This is a genomic window from Sinorhizobium kostiense (assembly GCF_017874595.1).
In the GTDB taxonomy this organism is placed as follows: domain Bacteria; phylum Pseudomonadota; class Alphaproteobacteria; order Rhizobiales; family Rhizobiaceae; genus Sinorhizobium; species Sinorhizobium kostiense.
Genome location: NZ_JAGILA010000007.1, coordinates 43,370 through 59,912 on the forward strand (window position 1 = coordinate 43,370; position 16,543 = coordinate 59,912).

Below are 16,543 nucleotides of genomic sequence, written 5' to 3' on the forward strand. Positions count from 1 at the left end.
CCAACGGCAGTAGATTCGTCCCATCAGATCGGTCAGAGCCTACTGCCGTTGGTATATCTCTTCTATGAGCTCGAGCGCTGTCATAACCGTTGCCAGCCGCACGGCGTTACGGCCGATATCACCATAGTGCATTTCGCGATGCCGCATCCGGCCTTGCCGTCCCGCTGCGGCAAGGTGCACGAGGCCGACCGGCTTTTCCGCCGAGCCGCCGCCCGGCCCGGCGATGCCCGTCACCGCGACCGCAAAATCGGCTTTGGAGTGGGAGAGGGCGCCCTGCGCCATCTCGAGCGCCGTCTTGCGCGAGACAGCGCCTCGTGCGGCAAGCGTGGCCGCCTTAACGCCGAGCATATCGATCTTGGCCTCGTTGGAATAGGTAACGAAGCCGCGGTCCATGACCGCGGAGGAGCCGGCAATCTCCGTCAGCACCGCGGCGATCAGACCGCCTGTACAGGACTCCGCCGTCGCCAGCCTCTGGCCGCGGGCGGTGAGGTCGGCAATGATCGACTGCGCCTTCTCCTCGATATCGGCTGGCCACATCAGCTTTTCCCCGGTGGCTTGTAGACGACCGTCGCGGTGGCGATCGCCGCAATGCCCTCCCGCCGGCCAACGAAGCCGAGCTTTTCGTTGGTGGTCGCCTTGATCGAGCAGCGGTCGAGCTCGATGCCGAGCATCGCGGCGAGATTTTCGCGCATCTGTTGACGATGCGGCCCGACCCTCGGCGCTTCGGCGATCAGCGATATGTCGGCATTGGTGATCGTGCCGCCGCGCTCGCGCACGATCTTTGCCGCGTGCTCGAGGAAGATGCGGGAAGGGGCACCCTTCCACTTCGGGTCGGAGGGCGGGAAGTGGTCGCCGATATCGCCAGCGCCACAGGTGGCAAGCAGCGCATCGGTCAGCGCATGCAAGGCGACATCCGCGTCGGAATGGCCGGAAAGCTTGCGATCATGCGGAATGAAAACGCCGCACAACGTGACGCCGTCGCCCTCCACGAGCTGATGCACGTCATATCCGTTGCCGGTGCGCACGTCGGGAAGGGCATGGCGCGCAAGCCTTTCGTCGGCCATCGAGATATCGCTCCGCAATGTGAGTTTCACGTTGTCCGCCGCGCCTTCCACGAGAACGACCGGCATGCCCGCCCATTCGGCGATGGACGCATCGTCGGTGAAATTGCTCCGGCCGCTGGCGTTTGCGGCGCGATGGGCGGAAAGGATTGCCTGCATGCGAAAGCACTGCGGCGTCTGCGCAGCATAAAGGCCGTTGCGCGGGATCGTCTCCTCGACGGTGCGGCCGTCCGCTGCTCGTTTCAGCGTGTCGGCAACCGCAATGGCAGGAAGAACCGCTTCGGCGCCGTGCTCGAGCGCTGCACGGCAGCGCTCGAGCAGGTCGTGGCCGACAAACGGCCGCACGCCGTCGTGAATCATTACGTATTGAACACCCGATGCTTCCAGAGCCTCCAGGCCGGCAAGTACGGAGAGTTGCCGGGTGGGCCCGCCATGGACGACCGAGACCTCGGCTTGGCTCGACAGTCGCAGCCGCGCGGCGGCGAACAGGTCCTCGTCATCGGGATGAATGACGACGACGATCGGGCCGGCCGGGAGCCATGTCGCGAAACTGTCAAGCGTATGGGCGATAACGGGACGATCGCCGATGGTTCGATATTGCTTCGGGCCCTCGGCCGATTGGCCGGCGCGCTCGCCGCGCCCGGCTGCGACGATTACGACGCCACAGGAGAACTGTTCTTCCGATTGCATCTTCTGTATGGGTCCCGCTCCGTCATTCTTCGCCGTCATGTACCGCGAACGTCCTCGCTTTTACAGTCCGAACCCATGCGTCGAGGGAATTTTGGCGGGGGCGTGGAAATCACTTGGCAAGCCGACGAACAATGTCTAAAAATAGTGCAAGAATTGAATGTGCCTGAAAGATATGCATTTGCCTCCATCGGCTCTTTCATCGTCGCTGCGGATCGGGAAGGTTGAAATTCGCAATCGGGTGGCGCTCGCGCCGATGTCCGGAGTGACGGATCTGCCCTTTCGCATGCTCGCCTGGCGATTCGGCGCCGGCTTCGTCGTGACGGAGATGGTGGCGAGTCGCGAGCTGGTCGGCAATGCGGCGGAATCCTGGGCGCGCCTCAGGAACTCCGGGATCGATCCCCACATCGTCCAGCTCGCCGGACGCGAGGCTCACTGGATGGCCGAGGCGGCGCGAATCGTCGAGGCGAACGGGGCGGACGTCATCGACATCAATATGGGCTGCCCCGCCAAGAAGGTGACCGGCGGCTACTCCGGTTCGGCACTGATGCGTGATCCCGATCACGCCCTGTCGCTCATCGAGGCGACGGTGAAGGCGGTCGCCGTTCCGGTCACGCTGAAGATGCGCCTCGGCTGGGACGAGAACTCGATCAATGCGCCGCTGATCGCCCGGCGCGCCGAGCAGGCGGGCGTGCAGGCGATCACCATTCACGGCCGGACGCGCATGCAGTTTTACAACGGCAAGGCCGATTGGGATGCTATCCGCGCGGTTCGCGAGGTTGTTTCGGTGCCGCTGATTGCCAATGGCGACGTCGACACCTTGGCCGATGCTGATGAGATCCTGCGCCGCTCGGGCGCCGACGCGGTAATGGTCGGACGATCGTCCCAGGGAAGGCCTTGGCATCCGGGCGTGCTGGCCGGTGCCGCCACCCATCCGGATGCGGCGGAGATCGCAGCGATATTCGAAGAGCACTACACGATGATGCTGGAATTCTACGGGGTGGAAGTGGGGCTTCGCGCCGCCCGCAAGCATGTCGGCTGGTATCTCCGTTTCGCACCCGATCTCGCTCCGGCGGAAAAGGCGGCGATCCTGACGTCGAGGGACACGAAACTGGTGAGCGAATGCGTGGCGTCCGCCATCGCTTGCTCCGGCAGGGACACGGTCAGGGAGGAAATCGCGGCATGACCGAAAAGGTAAGGGTGCCGGAGCCGGCGGAAGGCTCGAACGACCTCTCCATGGCCGTGTTGAACGCCATCCAGAACCCGGTGATCCTCGTCGACGAGAACAGTCACGTCGCTTTCGCGAACTGGGAGGCGGAGTCGTTTTTCGGCGCGAGCGCCAATCATCTCGCCCGCCACACGATCGATGCATTCATACCGTTCGGCAGTCCGCTCCTCACCCTGATCGAGCAGGTGCGCGAGCGGCGCGCGCCGGTCAACGAGTATCGCGTCGATTTGAGCTCGCCGCGTCTTGGCGCGGACAAGCTCGTGGACCTTTACGTCGCGCCGGTGCTGTCGCAGCCGGGTTCCGTGGTGATCGTCTTGCAGGAGCGGTCGATGGCCGACAAGATCGACCGCCAGCTGACCCATCGCGCCGCCGCGCGATCGGTGACCGGCCTTGCCTCGATGCTCGCCCACGAGATCAAGAACCCGCTCTCGGGCATCAGGGGTGCTGCACAGCTCCTGGAAATGTCGGTCACCGACGAAGACCGGGCCTTGACGCGGCTGATCTGCGACGAGACCGATCGTATCGTCTCGCTCGTCGACCGCATGGAAGTGTTTTCCGACGAGCGGCCGGTCGATCGGATGGCGATCAATATCCATTCCGTTCTGGACCGTGTGAAGGCAATCGCCAAAGCGGGTTTCGCTCGGGGCATCAAGATCTCCGAGAACTACGACCCGTCGCTGCCGCCGGTCTACGCCAATCGCGACCAGCTCGTTCAGGTGTTCCTCAATCTGGTGAAGAACGCCGCCGAAGCGATCGGGGATCGCCCGGACGGCGAGATTCTCCTGACAACGGCCTATCGTCCGGGCATCCGCCTCTCCGTTGCCGGAACGCGCGAGAAGATTTCGCTGCCGCTCGAATTCTGCGTGCATGACAACGGGCCGGGCGTGCCGCCGGACCTTTTGCCGCATCTCTTCGACCCGTTCATCACGACCAAGACGAACGGGTCCGGCCTCGGGCTGGCGCTTGTCGCCAAGATCATCGGCGGGCACGGCGGCATCGTCGAATGCGACAGCCAGCACAGCCGCACGACGTTCCGTGTCCTGATGCCGGCGTCCAAGGGGCAGGCGACGGATGAAGTAACTCCGATGACAAAAGGAACCCATGCATGACCGGCGCAACGATCCTCGTCGCGGATGACGACGCTGCCATTCGCACAGTGCTCAACCAGGCGCTGAGTCGTGCCGGATACGACGTGCGCATCACTTCGAATGCGGCGACGCTCTGGCGCTGGATCGCCGCCGGCGACGGCGACCTGGTGGTGACCGACGTGGTCATGCCGGATGAGAACGCCTTCGATCTCCTTCCGCGGATCAAGAAGGCGCGGCCCGATCTCCCCGTCCTGGTAATGAGCGCGCAGAACACCTTCATGACGGCCATCAAAGCTTCGGAAAAGGGCGCCTATGACTACCTTCCAAAGCCATTCGACCTGACCGAACTGATCGGCATTATCGGTCGGGCGCTGGCCGAACCGAAACGGCGCCCTTCGAAACTCGAAGACGATTCCCAGGACGGCATGCCGCTCGTCGGCCGCTCCGCCGCGATGCAGGAAATCTACCGCGTGCTCGCGCGGCTGATGCTGACCGACCTGACGCTGATGATCACCGGCGAATCGGGGACCGGCAAGGAACTGGTCGCCCGCGCGCTGCACGATTACGGCAAGCGCCGGAACGGCCCGTTCGTGGCCATCAACATGGCGGCGATCCCGCGCGATTTGATCGAGTCGGAATTGTTCGGTCATGAAAAGGGCGCCTTCACCGGTGCGCAGACGCGCTCCACCGGCCGCTTCGAGCAGGCCGAAGGCGGAACGCTCTTCCTCGACGAGATCGGCGACATGCCGATGGACGCGCAGACGCGGCTCCTTCGAGTACTGCAGCAGGGCGAATACACGACGGTCGGCGGGCGCACGCCGATCCGTTCGGACGTCCGCATTGTCGCGGCCACCAACAAGGACCTGAAGCAATCGATCAATCAGGGGCTCTTTCGCGAAGATCTCTATTATCGCCTGAACGTCGTGCCCCTGCGCCTGCCGCCGCTCAGGGATCGCGCCGAGGACATTCCCGACCTCGTGCGCCATTTCGTGCAGCAGGCGGAAAAGGAAGGGCTCGATGCCAAGCGCTTCGACCAGGAAGCGCTGGAACTGATGAAGGCGCATCCCTGGCCAGGTAACGTGCGCGAGCTCGAGAACCTCGTGCGGCGTCTGACCGCACTTTATCCACAGGATGTGATCACGCGGGAGATCATCGAAAACGAGCTGCGTTCGGAAGTGCCTGACAGCCCGATCGAGAAGGCTGTAACGCGCAATGGCTCGATGTCGATCTCGCAGGCGGTCGAGGAAAACATGCGGCAGTATTTTGCGAGCTTCGGAGACGGCCTGCCGCCCACGGGGCTCTACGACCGCGTGTTGGCGGAAATGGAATATCCCTTGATCCTTGCGGCTCTGACGGCGACGCGCGGCAACCAGATCAAGGCCGCCGACCTGCTTGGGCTCAACCGCAATACGCTGCGCAAGAAAATCCGCGAGCTCGGCGTTTCGGTCTACCGCAGCACGCGCAGCGCTTGACTGAGATGCAACACCGTTGCATTTTCGCCACAATGCGTCGTTTGAAACTTCGCCGCGCGTCGATTCGCCGGCGTCTTTGCCGCTGAAACGACTCATTAGCGCCGTACCGGCCCGAGGACGCAATCTTTGGCCAGTACAAGGGCGTGTGCCGGTGTCGTCGGGCGCCGGTTTGGGGGATGCTTTTTCATGGTGGATGGAATGGCCTTGCCATTGGGCACGGAGGACGGTGTCGCGGCTGCCCAGGATAGGCGGGCCTCCTTCGCATTTCCGGGGTTGATGCTTGCCACTGGTGCGCTGGTCTGCGCCACCTTGTCCCTGCTCGTCCTTCTCGGGCTGACCCCGGTCCGCCCGGAGCGCAACATCGTCATCGCCTGCGCCGGCATCAACGGCGTTTTCGTCGTTGGACTGATCTATCTCATCGCCCGCGAGATATTGAGGCTGCTCAGGGCGCGCAGCAAGGGAAGGGCGGCGGCGCGGCTGCACGTGCGGATCGTCGCCTTGTTCTCGATAGTTGCCATCACCCCCGCTATCCTCGTCGCAATATTCGCCAGCATCACCCTCGAGGTCGGGCTCGACCGCTGGTTCTCGCTGCGGACGCAGGCGATCGTCCGCTCCTCGCTCAATGTCGCGCAGGCCTATGTTCTGGAGAACGCCAGTTACCTCCAGGGGCAGACAGTCTCGATGGCCAATGACCTCGAGCGCAATCGCCAGCTCTACAGCCTCGATCGCACCGGCTTCATCGAGTTGATGACGCGGCAGGCAAGGGGGCGCGGCATGCTCGGCGCATTCCTGGTCCGTGCCGATGGCAGCCCGATCCTCCAGGCCAACATCGCGACCGACCGGCCGTTGCCGGCCATTCCGCAGGACGCTCTGAAAAGCTCGGTCGAAGGCCAGCCGACGCTCATTCCGCCGGGTGTGACCAACCTCGTCGGCGCCGTGATGCCGCTCGACAATATACCCGGCACCTATCTCTACACTGTCCGAAACGTCGACCCGGAAGTCATGCGGTCCATGCGGCTGATGGAGGAGAATACTGCCGAGTACAAGGCGCTGGAGGCGGGTCGGACCTCGCTGCAGATCGCCTTCGGCGTTCTCTACATCGGTTTCGCCTTGATCGTGCTGCTCGCGGCTATTTGGACCGCGATTGCCGTCGCCGACCGTATCGTCCGGCCGATCCGGCAGCTGATCGGTGCAGCCGACAGCGTCGCCTCCGGCAACCTCGACGTGGTCGTGCCCGTGCGCGCCGTCGACGGCGACGTCGGCAATCTCTCGCGCACCTTCAACAAGATGGTGAGCGAGATCCGCACGCAACAGGAGCAGATCCTGGAGGCGAAGGACGAGGTGGACCAGCGCCGCCGCTTTATCGAGGCCGTACTTTCGGGCGTCACCGCAGCGGTGATCGGCGTCGGCAAGGATCACCGCATCACCATCGTCAATCCCTCATCGGAAGGTATCTTGAGGAACGCCGCTTCGGGCCTCGTCGGTGCAAGCCTCAGCGATGTGGCGCCGGAAATCGAGGCCGTGCTCATCGATGCAGAGAGCCGCTATCGCAACGACTATCGCAAGCAGATCAACATCATGCGTGGCGGCACCGAGCGCACGCTGAACGTCCAGGTGACGCGCGAGGAGGGAGACGGGTCGCACGGTTCCTATGTCATCACCATCGACGACATCACGGACCTGGTGATCGCGCAGCGCTCGACCGCCTGGGCGGATGTCGCGCGGCGTATTGCCCATGAGATCAAGAACCCGTTGACGCCGATCCAGCTCTCGGCCGAGCGCCTGAAGCGCCGCTATGGCAAGCAGATCGATCAGGAAGACAAGGCGGTTTTCGACCAGTGCACCGATACGATCGTGCGCCAGGTGGAGGACATCGGGCGGATGGTCGACGAGTTTTCGGCCTTTGCGCGGATGCCGAAGCCGACCAAGGAGTACTCGGATCTCCGCGCCATTCTGAAGGACGCCGTATTCCTACGCGAGATGGGCAACAGCCACATCACCTTCGTCCGCGATTTCGGAGACGAAGCGCTCGAGGGCCAGTTCGATGGCCGCATGCTCGGCCAGGCTTTCGGCAATATCGTCAAGAACGCCGTCGAGGCGATCGAGGCGGTGCCGGCCGAGGTGGTCCGCGGTGCGCCGAAGATCATGATCCGCTCACGCCGGGACGATGCGAGCGGCCGCTACGTAGTCGATGTCATCGACAATGGCAAAGGGCTTCCGACCGAAAACCGGCACCGAATTCTGGAACCGTATATGACGATGCGCGAGAAAGGTACGGGGCTAGGCCTCGCGATCGTCAAGAAAATCATCGAGGACCATGGCGGACAACTGGAGTTGCACGACGCACCTCCCGATTTCGACGCGGGCGTCGGGGCAATGATCCGCGTGATCCTGCCACCTGTCGGTGAAACCGGGGGCGGCGATACTTCTAAGGACAAGGGCAATACTAATGGCGGCTGATATTCTGGTTGTGGACGATGAGGAAGACATCCGTGAGATCGTCTCTGGCATTCTGTCGGACGAGGGCCATGAGACGAGGACGGCCTTCGACAGCGACAGTGCGCTCGCGGCGATCAACGATCGGGTGCCGCGGCTCGTCTTCCTGGACATCTGGATGCAGGGCAGCCGGCTCGACGGGTTGGCGCTTCTCGACGAAATCAAGAGCCGCCATCCGGATCTTCCGGTGATCATGATTTCCGGCCACGGCAATATCGAGACCGCGGTTTCTGCCATCAAGCGCGGTGCCTATGACTTTATCGAAAAGCCCTTCAAGGCGGATCGGCTGATCCTGATTGCCGAGCGCGCGCTCGAGAATTCCAAGCTCAAGCGCGAAGTCACGGAACTGAAGAAACGGTCCGGCGATCCCGTGGAACTCATCGGCACCTCGGTCGCGGTGTCGCAACTGCGCCAGACGATCGACAAGGTGGCGCCGACCAACAGCCGCATTATGATTCTCGGCCCCTCCGGCTCCGGCAAGGAACTGGTGGCGCGGATGATCCATCGAAAGTCCACGCGTGCCGCCGGCCCTTTCGTCGCGTTGAACGCCGCTGCGATCACGCCCGAACGAATGGAGGTCGCCCTTTTCGGAACCGAAGGCACCGCCGGCCAGCCACGCCGGACCGGTGCGCTCGAGGAAGCGCATGGCGGCATTCTTTATCTGGACGAGGTCGGCGAAATGCCGCGGGAGACGCAGAACAAGATCCTGCGCGTCCTGGTTGACCAGCAGTTCGAGCGGGTCGGCGGCTCGAAGCGCGTCAAGGTGGATGTCCGCATCATCTCGTCCACCGCCTACAATCTCGAGAACATGATCTCCGAAGGCCTCTTCCGCGAGGACCTTTATCATCGGCTCGCCGTCATTCCAGTGCGCGTTCCGGCTCTGGCCGAGCGGCGCGAAGACATTCCCTTCCTCGTCGACATGTTCATGCGCCAGGTCAGCGAGCATGCCGGCATTCGCCCGCGCAAGATCGGGGAGGATGCGCTTGCCGTGCTGCAGGCGCATGGCTGGCCGGGCAACATCCGGCAATTGCGCAACAACATCGAACGCTTGATGATTCTCGCCCGCAGCGATGGCCCCGATACGCCGATCTCGGCGGACATGCTGCCGAACGAGGTGGGCGACACGCTTCCGAAGATTGCCGCCAAGGGCGATCAGCACATCATGACCTTGCCGTTGCGTGAGGCACGGGAAATGTTCGAGCGCGACTATCTGATGGCCCAAATCAACCGATTCGGCGGAAACATCTCACGCACCGCCGAGTTTGTCGGCATGGAGCGCTCGGCGCTTCATCGCAAGCTGAAATCATTGGGGGTCTGATTAGCCGGATGAGGAAAAATCTGCGCGGCGCTCCGACCGCGTCGCGCCAACCTCAACCGGTTGTATTTATGATTTGGCCTGAAATCATCGTGATCTAAGGGTGGACGAAGCGGTATTCCGGAGCGCGTCTTGCGGGACGCGATCTGCCGCCGGCTCGACAGAGCCGCGCGTCCTTATCGAACGCGCAATGGTGGCGGTAGCACTTTGGTTGTTCCATGTCTTTTTCCTTAAATCGAAGTCGGTATAAGGACAAAGACATGCAGTAGCGCTCGGACGAAGGAAAAAGCATGAAAGTACTCATATGCGGAGCGGGGCAGGTCGGCTTCGGTATCGCTGAGCGGCTGTCGCAAGAGGATAACGACGTCTCGGTAATCGATACGGCGCCTGACCTCATCGCCCATATCACCGAGACCCTGGACGTGCGCGGCTATGTCGGACATGGCTCACATCCGGACGTGCTGGCGAGGGCCGGGGCCGACCAGGCCGACATGATCATCGCCGTCACGCTCCACGACGAGGTCAATATCGTTGCCTGCGAGGTGGCGCATGCGATCTTCAATGTGCCGACGAAGGTCGCCCGCATTCGCGCCCAGAGCTATCTGGCGCCAGAATATTCGGATCTCTTTTCGCGCGAGAACGTGCCGATCGACGTGACGATTTCGCCTGAAATCGAGGTCGGTCAACTTGTGCTTCGCCGCATCTCCTTTCCCGGTGCCACGGATGTGGTTCGCTTTGCCGAGGATCGCATCACGATGATTGCGATCGAGTGCATGGAGGATTGCCCGGTCGTCGACACGCCATTGCACCAACTGAGCCAGCTTTTCCCCGATCTCAGGGCCACCGTCACCGGCATCTTCCGCAAGGGCCGATTGATCGTCCCGCATTCGACCGATCAGTTGCAGACGGGCGACCTCGCCTATGTCGTTTGCGATCGCGACCATACCCGCCGAACTCTTGCGCTATTCGGACACGAAGAGCAGGAGGCGCGGCGCATCATCATCTTCGGCGGCGGCAATATCGGCCACTTCGTCGCCCGCATGATCGAGAAGCAGCAGCCGCGCATGCGGGTCAAGCTTATCGAGAGCGATCGCAATCGAGCCGTGTTCATTTCCGACAAGCTGAACAATACGGTCGTCCTGCAGGGTTCGGCGATGGATCAGCGCATCCTGATGCAGGCCGATGTCCAGGATGCCGACCTGGTGGTGGCGCTGACCAACAGCGATCAGATCAATATTCTCGGAAGCATGATGGCCAAGCGGCTCGGGGCGAAGTCGACGCTCGTGCTGATCAACGAGCCCGCCTATCAGGGATTTGCCAGCACCGCCGGCGTCGACGCGCATATCAATCCGCGCGCAGTGACGATTTCCCGTGTCCTGCAGCACGTCAGGAAAGGCCGCATCCGCTCCGTTTATGCCGTGCAGAACGGTATGGCGGAAGTGATCGAGGCGGAGGCGCTCGAGACCTCGCCGCTGGTCGGGCGGGCGCTGCGCGAACTTAACCTGCCCGAGGGCATCCGCATCGGCGGGCTATACCGCGACAAGACTTTCATCCTCCCGGACGGAAGCACCCGCATCAAGGCTAAGGACCGGGTTGTCCTGCTTGCCGCCGCAAGCGCGGTGCGCGACGTCGAGCAACTTTTCCGTGTGAGCATCCAGTACTTCTGAGTAGTCGCAAATGCCGAGAATCGCCTATGTAAACGGTGCCTACGTGCGCCATTTTGAAGCTGCGGTCCATGTGGAGGATCGCGGATACCAATTTGCCGACGGCGTCTACGAGGTCTGCGAGGTGCGTCACGGCTACATCGTCGATCTCGGCCGTCATCTGGACCGCCTGGATCGCTCCCTGCGCGAGCTCAGGATAGGCTGGCCGATGAGCCGCGCGGCAATGATGCAGGTCATCCGCGAGGTGCTGCGCCGTAACCGGGTGAAGAATGGGCTCTTTTATCTCCAGGTGACGCGAGGCGTTGCACGCCGGGACCATGTTTTCCCCGCGGGCGACACCCCGCCGTCCATCGTCGTCACCGCCAAGCGCACCGATGCGACCGCTATCTCCCGGAAGAATGCTGAAGGCATTTCCGCGATAACCGTTCCTGAAAACCGCTGGGACCGCGTCGACATCAAGACCATCGGCCTTCTTCCGAACGTGCTCGCCCGGCAGAAGGCGAAGGAGGAGGGCGCCCAGGAGGCGATCTTCATCGATGCGCAAGGCATCGTCAAAGAGGGCGCAGCGACGAATGTCTGGATCGTCGATGAGGACGGAGTATTGCGTACGCGGCCGGCGGAACACGGAATTTTGCGGGGCATCACCCGGACGACTTTGATGGACGTCGCACGGTCGCTGGGCTTGAAGGTCGAGGAGAGGGCGTTCTCCGTCGCAGAAATGCTCGCGGCCCGAGAGGTTTTCGTCACCGCTGCCACCAGCATTTGCTTCCCGGTCGTTTCAATCGACGGAAAGGTCATTGGCAACGGCCACCCGGGAAGCATAGCACAGAATATACGTGAGGCCTTTTTCGACGTTGCGGAAAAGACGTTGATTTGATACCAAACTTGCAGAGGTGTCGGGGAAGACTACTGTGATGCCTCGAATTGCAGAATTCGACAAAAATGCACCGGCGCCGAGCCGGCAAATAAGAAAGAAGCGGCGCGATGGCGGAACGTTCTCAGAATTTGCAGGATCTCTTTCTTAATACGGTCCGCAAGCAAAAGATTTCGTTGACGATTTTCCTTATCAATGGCGTGAAGCTGACGGGCGTTGTAACCTCTTTTGACAATTTCTGTGTCCTCTTGCGCCGTGACGGCCATTCTCAACTCGTTTATAAGCATGCGATCTCGACAATCATGCCGGGTCAACCGCTGCAGATGTTCGAGAATGAGGAAGCCGCATCCTGACGGGACGTGAGGAACATTACCAAGCGTGAGTCAAAATCTTCGTCGATTATCCCGGAGTTGGAACGGCTCCGCGACGACACGCGCGCGGTTGTCATCGTTCCTGTCCTGAAGAAGTCGGGAAAGGGCGCGGGGGAAACACCGTCGACGACCCGTTCCGATGAAAGCCGGTTGGAAGAGGCGACAGGCCTTGCGCTCGCCATCGACCTCGATGTTGTTCACGGCACGATCGTACCCGTGGCGCAGCCGAAGCCCGGCACCTTGCTCGGTAGCGGCAAGATCGAGGAGATCGGCCATGTCCTCAGCGAGAAGGATGCGGGCCTCGTCATCGTCGATCATCCGCTGACGCCGGTGCAGCAGCGCAATCTCGAGAAGGAATGGAACGCCAAGGTCATCGACCGGACTGGCCTCATCCTGGAAATCTTCGGCCGTCGTGCCTCTACCAAGGAGGGCACGCTGCAGGTCGATCTCGCCCATCTCAATTACCAGAAGGGCCGGCTGGTTCGAAGCTGGACTCACCTCGAGCGCCAGCGCGGTGGCGCGGGCTTCATGGGCGGCCCCGGTGAAACGCAGATAGAGGCCGACCGCCGCCTGTTGCAGGAAAGAATCGTGCGGCTGGAGCGTGAGCTCGAGCAGGTCCGTCGTACGCGTCAGCTTCACCGCTCCAAGCGAAAAAAGGTCCCCCATCCCATCGTGGCGCTGGTCGGATATACCAATGCAGGCAAGTCGACGCTCTTCAACCGCATGACCGGTGCGGGCGTTCTTGCCGAAGACATGCTCTTCGCGACACTCGACCCGACGCTCAGGCGCTTGAAACTACCCCATGGCCGTATGGTCATCCTCTCGGACACGGTCGGTTTCATCTCTGATCTGCCGACGCATCTCGTCGCAGCCTTCCGCGCGACTTTGGAAGAAGTGCTCGAAGCCGACCTGATCCTGCATGTGCGCGACCTCTCCGATTCCGACAATCAGGCCCAGGCGAGCGACGTATTGCGCATCCTTGCCGATCTCGGGATCGGCGAGAAGGAGAGCGCCGAGCGCATTGTCGAGGTCTGGAACAAGATCGACAAGCTTGAGCCGGAAGTGCGCGAAGCATTGGCGAAGAAGGCATCGAATGCCGGCAACACCGTCGCGGTCTCCGCGATAACCGGCGAAGGGGTGGACGATCTGCTTGCGGAGATTGGCCGGCGCCTCTCGGGCGTCATGACCCAGTGCACCATCGTGCTCGGTCTCGACCAGCTGCAACTGCTGCCATGGATCTATGAGCACGCGATCGTCGACGGCCGCGAAGACCTTGAGGACGGACGCGTGAATCTCGATCTGCGCCTGACGGAGGGGGAGACGGCGGAACTCGAAAGGCGGCTGGGCAATGGACCGAAACCGGCCGAAGAGGAATGGTGAGTGCAAGGACGACGCCAGTCTCCTCCATAGCGCGTCGCCTCGGCTGTCGGCTTATCCCACTCCGCCATCCTCCGGGTAAGCCTCGTTTGATCCCCCCGCAAGCCCGAGGGTAGCGCAGTCGGGGAAATCACGGGGTCGCGACGTGCCGCTCTCCGAATTGCAGCCTTGCGGTCGGAACAAGTTCGGCTGTTGCGGCTTTGTGATGTTCATGAAGAGCGTGGCTTTCCTTGCAGTATTGCTGACATTGGCGCCCTGGTGCGCCGCCGGCGCCGAGGAGCTTCAGCCGGATGCGATCAACAATGCCTCCGTTGCCTCGGTTCCGCCGGAACGACCGTCCGAAACGTCGCCGCGACCGGAGCCGGCGATTATCCGTCTCCAGGTTCTTCTGGACCGTGCGGGTGCATCTCCCGGGGTAATCGACGGCTACTATGGCGAGAACGTCACGAAGGCGATCGCCGGGTTCGAGGCCATGCAAGGTCTTCCCGTCGATGGCAAGCTGGACCCCGAGGTCATCGGCCGCCTTGGCGACGAGCCCGTGATTGAGCCCTACACCGTTTTGGAAGAAGATTCCAAGGATCTCGTCGAGCGCATACCGGAAGACTACGCCGAGCAAGCTGAGATGGAGCACCTCGGATATACAAGCGTTGCGGAGAAACTCGCGGAGCGGTTCCACATGGACATCGACCTCTTGAAGGCGCTCAACCCGGGTTCGGCATTCGCCGTGGGAGATACGATCTCGGTCGCAGTCCCCGGCGCCGCGAGGGAAGGCAAGGTCGAACGGATCGAGGCGCGCAGGGGAGCGGGCCAGGTCGCGGCGTTTGCGGAAGACGGCTCGGTGCTTGCCGTTTATCCCGCTTCCATCGGCAGCGAAGAGACGCCTTCGCCATCCGGCAAGCACAAGGTGAAGGGGGTCGCTCCAAACCCGACCTACGTCTACGACCCAAAGGTCAACTTCAAGCAGGGCGACAACGAATCGGTTCTGGAGTTGCCCAGCGGCCCCAACGGGCCCGTGGGAAGCGTCTGGATCGATCTCACCAAGCCAACCTACGGGATCCATGGCACGCCGGAACCCTCGCTCATCGGCAAGGTGGGCTCGCACGGCTGCGTTCGCCTGGCAAATTGGGACGCCGAGGAACTGGCGGCGATGGTTGAGCCGGGAGTGATCGTTGAGTTCACCGATTGACCATGACCGGTGAGATTTCCATTACAGCACAGGCGAGGTTCGTGTCATGCACAGGTTCACGGTCACCGTCACGAAAGAGTTTGACGCCGACACCGCCGAAGAGGCGGCCTTGCTCATGTATCAGGAATTGGCCAGCGGGCGGACGCCGCTCGAATATTCGGTGGCGGACGAGACAGGAATCCCAACCGGTCTGACGCTGGACAGGGAAAAAGCGGACGAGTTTGCCAGTACCGATCACACCGCCGATCCCGGCAATTGGTAGCTCCCGGCCTTTACAGCTTTTCAGGCGCGCAAAAGTCCCGCTGTAAGTCCTTGAACCGCTGGTTCGTCAGTTCGCGTCCGATGCGCATGCAGCAGCGGCTCGAGCGCGTCTTCGAGCCAGAGTTTCGCGGCGTTAGGATTTTGCAGATGGCTCGGGAAACTTATCGGAAAGTCTGAAGTTGCGGAGCACTCGACATTTTCTGCTGCGTACCCGATGCAATAATCCTCGCATATAGTTGTCGATCTGGCCCAGTTCCCCATGTCCTGCTCGATGTGAACATGCGGCTTTTGAAACCTTCGGCGGCAGGCATATGGGGCATGTCCTGAAGCCAGAAAATACCGAGGCGATGCATGAAAACGCTGCTGCTAAAAAAAGAGGAAGTAGGCAGATTAATCTGCATGAAGGAAGTAATCGGCACGGTGGAAGAGGCTTACAGAGCCTTTAGCAGTGATCAGGTGGAGCAACCTGACTATATAGGAATAGATCTCCCATCGCCTCGTGGGGAAATCGACTTCAAACTTGGCTACTATAAAGCCAATGAAGTGATCTCGATGAAAGCCTCTTCCGGCGGGTTCATTAACAACCCGACAGCACACGGCGTGCCCAGCGGGATGGCGAGCATTTTCCTGTTTGATGCCAGGAGCGGTGCGCTGATTTGCGTTATGGATGGAAGTCTGATCCTTGGTCTCAGAACCGGGGCGTCGGGAGCGGTTTCCGTAATGGCACTCGCAAGGAAAAATGCCAGAAAAATCACGTCGATCGGGACAGGCAATCAGGCAAGAATGCAAATCCGGGCGATCCATGAGATCATGAAAATCGAAGAGATCCACGCCTGGGACAACTCTCCCGAGACGCTCTCCAAATACAAGGCCGACATCGAAAGCGAATTTGGCATTCCTGTAATCATGGCAGCTTCCAAAAAAGAAGCCGTTGAGCAGGCCGACATCCTGATTACGACGACCCGCGGGAAAGGGTCGCTTGTGGAAACGGATTGGGTAAAGCCCGGTACACACATCGTTGCGATCGGCACAGATCAACAAGGCAAGCAAGAACTGGATCCGGGGATCTTCAGGAACGCAAAGGTAGTCGTCGACTCAATTGCGCAATGCACCGAAAAGGGCGAGACGTGGCATCCGTTGAATGAAAACATCATCACCCGAGACGACATCCATGGCGAAATCGGCGAGATCTTGCTCGGCAAGAAGCCAGGCAGAGAAAACGATGATGAAGTGACAATATTCGACTCCACAGGCATGGCCATACAGGACAATACGACCGCCGGGAAAATCTATCGGAACGCAATAGAAAGAAACGTCGGAACGTTCTTCGAGTTCTTCTGAATCATGACCTGAAGATATCGCGCGCGAAAATCCGCTATGGCCCGCCAACAGGGCTCATGTGAGCCTTGTGAACAAAACCGAGGCTTGGTCTACAACCATCAAATCAACCAACGATCAAAGCT

Annotated in this window: 14 protein-coding genes; 12 read left to right on the forward strand and 2 right to left on the reverse strand. The window is 61.3% G+C overall.

Features of this window, described 5'->3' with window-relative positions; all coding sequences use genetic code 11:
• Window positions 1-39: 39 nt before the first annotated feature.
• Together J2Z31_RS21805 and J2Z31_RS21810 are read right to left on the reverse strand one after the other, a co-directional pair.
• Window positions 40-537, reverse strand: a complete 498-nt coding sequence (locus tag J2Z31_RS21805; protein ID WP_209604571.1) for a CinA family protein — start codon at window positions 535-537, stop codon at window positions 40-42.
• On the reverse strand, window positions 537-1,751 hold the full coding sequence (locus J2Z31_RS21810) for a bifunctional 2-C-methyl-D-erythritol 4-phosphate cytidylyltransferase/2-C-methyl-D-erythritol 2,4-cyclodiphosphate synthase (protein WP_209605140.1): 1,215 nt from the start codon (window positions 1,749-1,751) through the stop codon (window positions 537-539). Before J2Z31_RS21810 ends, J2Z31_RS21805 begins: the two co-directional genes overlap by 1 nt.
• A 157-nt stretch (window positions 1,752-1,908) precedes the next feature.
• Here J2Z31_RS21810 and dusB point away from each other — a divergent pair, with 157 nt between their 5' ends.
• The 12 genes from dusB to J2Z31_RS21870 all read left to right on the forward strand — a co-directional run bounded on the left by dusB (window position 1,909) and on the right by J2Z31_RS21870 (window position 16,421).
• Window positions 1,909-2,934, forward strand: coding sequence for a tRNA dihydrouridine synthase DusB (gene dusB / locus J2Z31_RS21815; protein WP_209604572.1), 1,026 nt, complete (start codon window positions 1,909-1,911; stop codon window positions 2,932-2,934).
• Window positions 2,931-4,085, forward strand: a complete 1,155-nt coding sequence (locus J2Z31_RS21820) for a two-component system sensor histidine kinase NtrB (protein WP_209604574.1) — start codon at window positions 2,931-2,933, stop codon at window positions 4,083-4,085. The genes dusB and J2Z31_RS21820 overlap by 4 nt, the downstream gene beginning before the upstream one ends.
• On the forward strand, window positions 4,082-5,536 hold the full coding sequence (ntrC, locus tag J2Z31_RS21825) for a nitrogen regulation protein NR(I) (protein ID WP_209604576.1): 1,455 nt from the start codon (window positions 4,082-4,084) through the stop codon (window positions 5,534-5,536). The genes J2Z31_RS21820 and ntrC overlap by 4 nt, the downstream gene beginning before the upstream one ends.
• A gap of 186 nt (window positions 5,537-5,722) precedes the next feature.
• A complete protein-coding gene (locus J2Z31_RS21830) occupies window positions 5,723-7,996 on the forward strand; it encodes a sensor histidine kinase NtrY-like (RefSeq protein ID WP_209604578.1) in 2,274 nt (757 codons plus the stop codon).
• Window positions 7,986-9,350: a two-component system response regulator NtrX gene (gene ntrX / locus J2Z31_RS21835; RefSeq protein ID WP_209604580.1), complete on the forward strand. Its 1,365-nt coding sequence runs from the start codon at window positions 7,986-7,988 to the stop codon at window positions 9,348-9,350. Before J2Z31_RS21830 ends, ntrX begins: the two co-directional genes overlap by 11 nt.
• Window positions 9,351-9,637: 287 nt before the next feature.
• Window positions 9,638-11,014, forward strand: a complete 1,377-nt coding sequence (gene trkA, locus J2Z31_RS21840) for a Trk system potassium transporter TrkA (protein ID WP_209604582.1) — start codon at window positions 9,638-9,640, stop codon at window positions 11,012-11,014.
• Between the two features lie 10 nt (window positions 11,015-11,024).
• Window positions 11,025-11,888, forward strand: a complete 864-nt coding sequence (locus tag J2Z31_RS21845; RefSeq protein WP_209604584.1) for a D-amino-acid transaminase — start codon at window positions 11,025-11,027, stop codon at window positions 11,886-11,888.
• Window positions 11,889-11,995: 107 nt separating this feature from the next.
• The gene (hfq, locus tag J2Z31_RS21850) at window positions 11,996-12,238 is read left to right on the forward strand and encodes an RNA chaperone Hfq (protein WP_003535434.1); all 243 of its coding nucleotides are present in this window, start codon (window positions 11,996-11,998) and stop codon (window positions 12,236-12,238) included.
• 57 nt (window positions 12,239-12,295) lie between these two features.
• Window positions 12,296-13,636 (forward strand): GTPase HflX, encoded by a 1,341-nt coding sequence (hflX, locus tag J2Z31_RS21855; RefSeq protein ID WP_234939582.1) that lies wholly within the window; start codon window positions 12,296-12,298, stop codon window positions 13,634-13,636.
• Window positions 13,637-13,838: 202 nt separating this feature from the next.
• Entirely contained in the window at window positions 13,839-14,819 is a 981-nt protein-coding gene (locus tag J2Z31_RS21860; RefSeq protein ID WP_209604586.1) for a L,D-transpeptidase family protein, read from the forward strand.
• Between the two features lie 46 nt (window positions 14,820-14,865).
• On the forward strand, window positions 14,866-15,081 hold the full coding sequence (locus J2Z31_RS21865; protein ID WP_209604588.1) for a hypothetical protein: 216 nt from the start codon (window positions 14,866-14,868) through the stop codon (window positions 15,079-15,081).
• A 350-nt stretch (window positions 15,082-15,431) separates the two neighbouring features.
• Window positions 15,432-16,421, forward strand: coding sequence for an ornithine cyclodeaminase family protein (locus J2Z31_RS21870; RefSeq protein ID WP_209604590.1), 990 nt, complete (start codon window positions 15,432-15,434; stop codon window positions 16,419-16,421).
• The last annotated feature ends 122 nt before the right edge of the window (window positions 16,422-16,543 follow it).

What these genes read in the sequence shown, in the direction of transcription:
- ntrX (WP_209604580.1), top strand. Translation starts at nt 7,986, where the DNA reads ATGGCGGCTGATATTCTGGTTGTGGACGATGAGGAAGACATCCGTGAG.
- ntrC (WP_209604576.1), top strand. Translation starts at nt 4,082, where the DNA reads ATGACCGGCGCAACGATCCTCGTCGCGGATGACGACGCTGCCATTCGC.
- trkA (WP_209604582.1), top strand. Translation starts at nt 9,638, where the DNA reads ATGAAAGTACTCATATGCGGAGCGGGGCAGGTCGGCTTCGGTATCGCT.
- J2Z31_RS21830 (WP_209604578.1), top strand. Translation starts at nt 5,723, where the DNA reads ATGGTGGATGGAATGGCCTTGCCATTGGGCACGGAGGACGGTGTCGCG.
- dusB (WP_209604572.1), top strand. Translation starts at nt 1,909, where the DNA reads ATGTGCCTGAAAGATATGCATTTGCCTCCATCGGCTCTTTCATCGTCG.
- J2Z31_RS21860 (WP_209604586.1), top strand. Translation starts at nt 13,839, where the DNA reads ATGTTCATGAAGAGCGTGGCTTTCCTTGCAGTATTGCTGACATTGGCG.
- J2Z31_RS21845 (WP_209604584.1), top strand. Translation starts at nt 11,025, where the DNA reads ATGCCGAGAATCGCCTATGTAAACGGTGCCTACGTGCGCCATTTTGAA.
- J2Z31_RS21810 (WP_209605140.1), bottom strand. Translation starts at nt 1,751, where the DNA reads ATGCAATCGGAAGAACAGTTCTCCTGTGGCGTCGTAATCGTCGCAGCC.
- J2Z31_RS21805 (WP_209604571.1), bottom strand. Translation starts at nt 537, where the DNA reads ATGTGGCCAGCCGATATCGAGGAGAAGGCGCAGTCGATCATTGCCGAC.
- J2Z31_RS21870 (WP_209604590.1), top strand. Translation starts at nt 15,432, where the DNA reads ATGAAAACGCTGCTGCTAAAAAAAGAGGAAGTAGGCAGATTAATCTGC.
- J2Z31_RS21820 (WP_209604574.1), top strand. Translation starts at nt 2,931, where the DNA reads ATGACCGAAAAGGTAAGGGTGCCGGAGCCGGCGGAAGGCTCGAACGAC.
- hfq (WP_003535434.1), top strand. Translation starts at nt 11,996, where the DNA reads ATGGCGGAACGTTCTCAGAATTTGCAGGATCTCTTTCTTAATACGGTC.
- J2Z31_RS21865 (WP_209604588.1), top strand. Translation starts at nt 14,866, where the DNA reads ATGCACAGGTTCACGGTCACCGTCACGAAAGAGTTTGACGCCGACACC.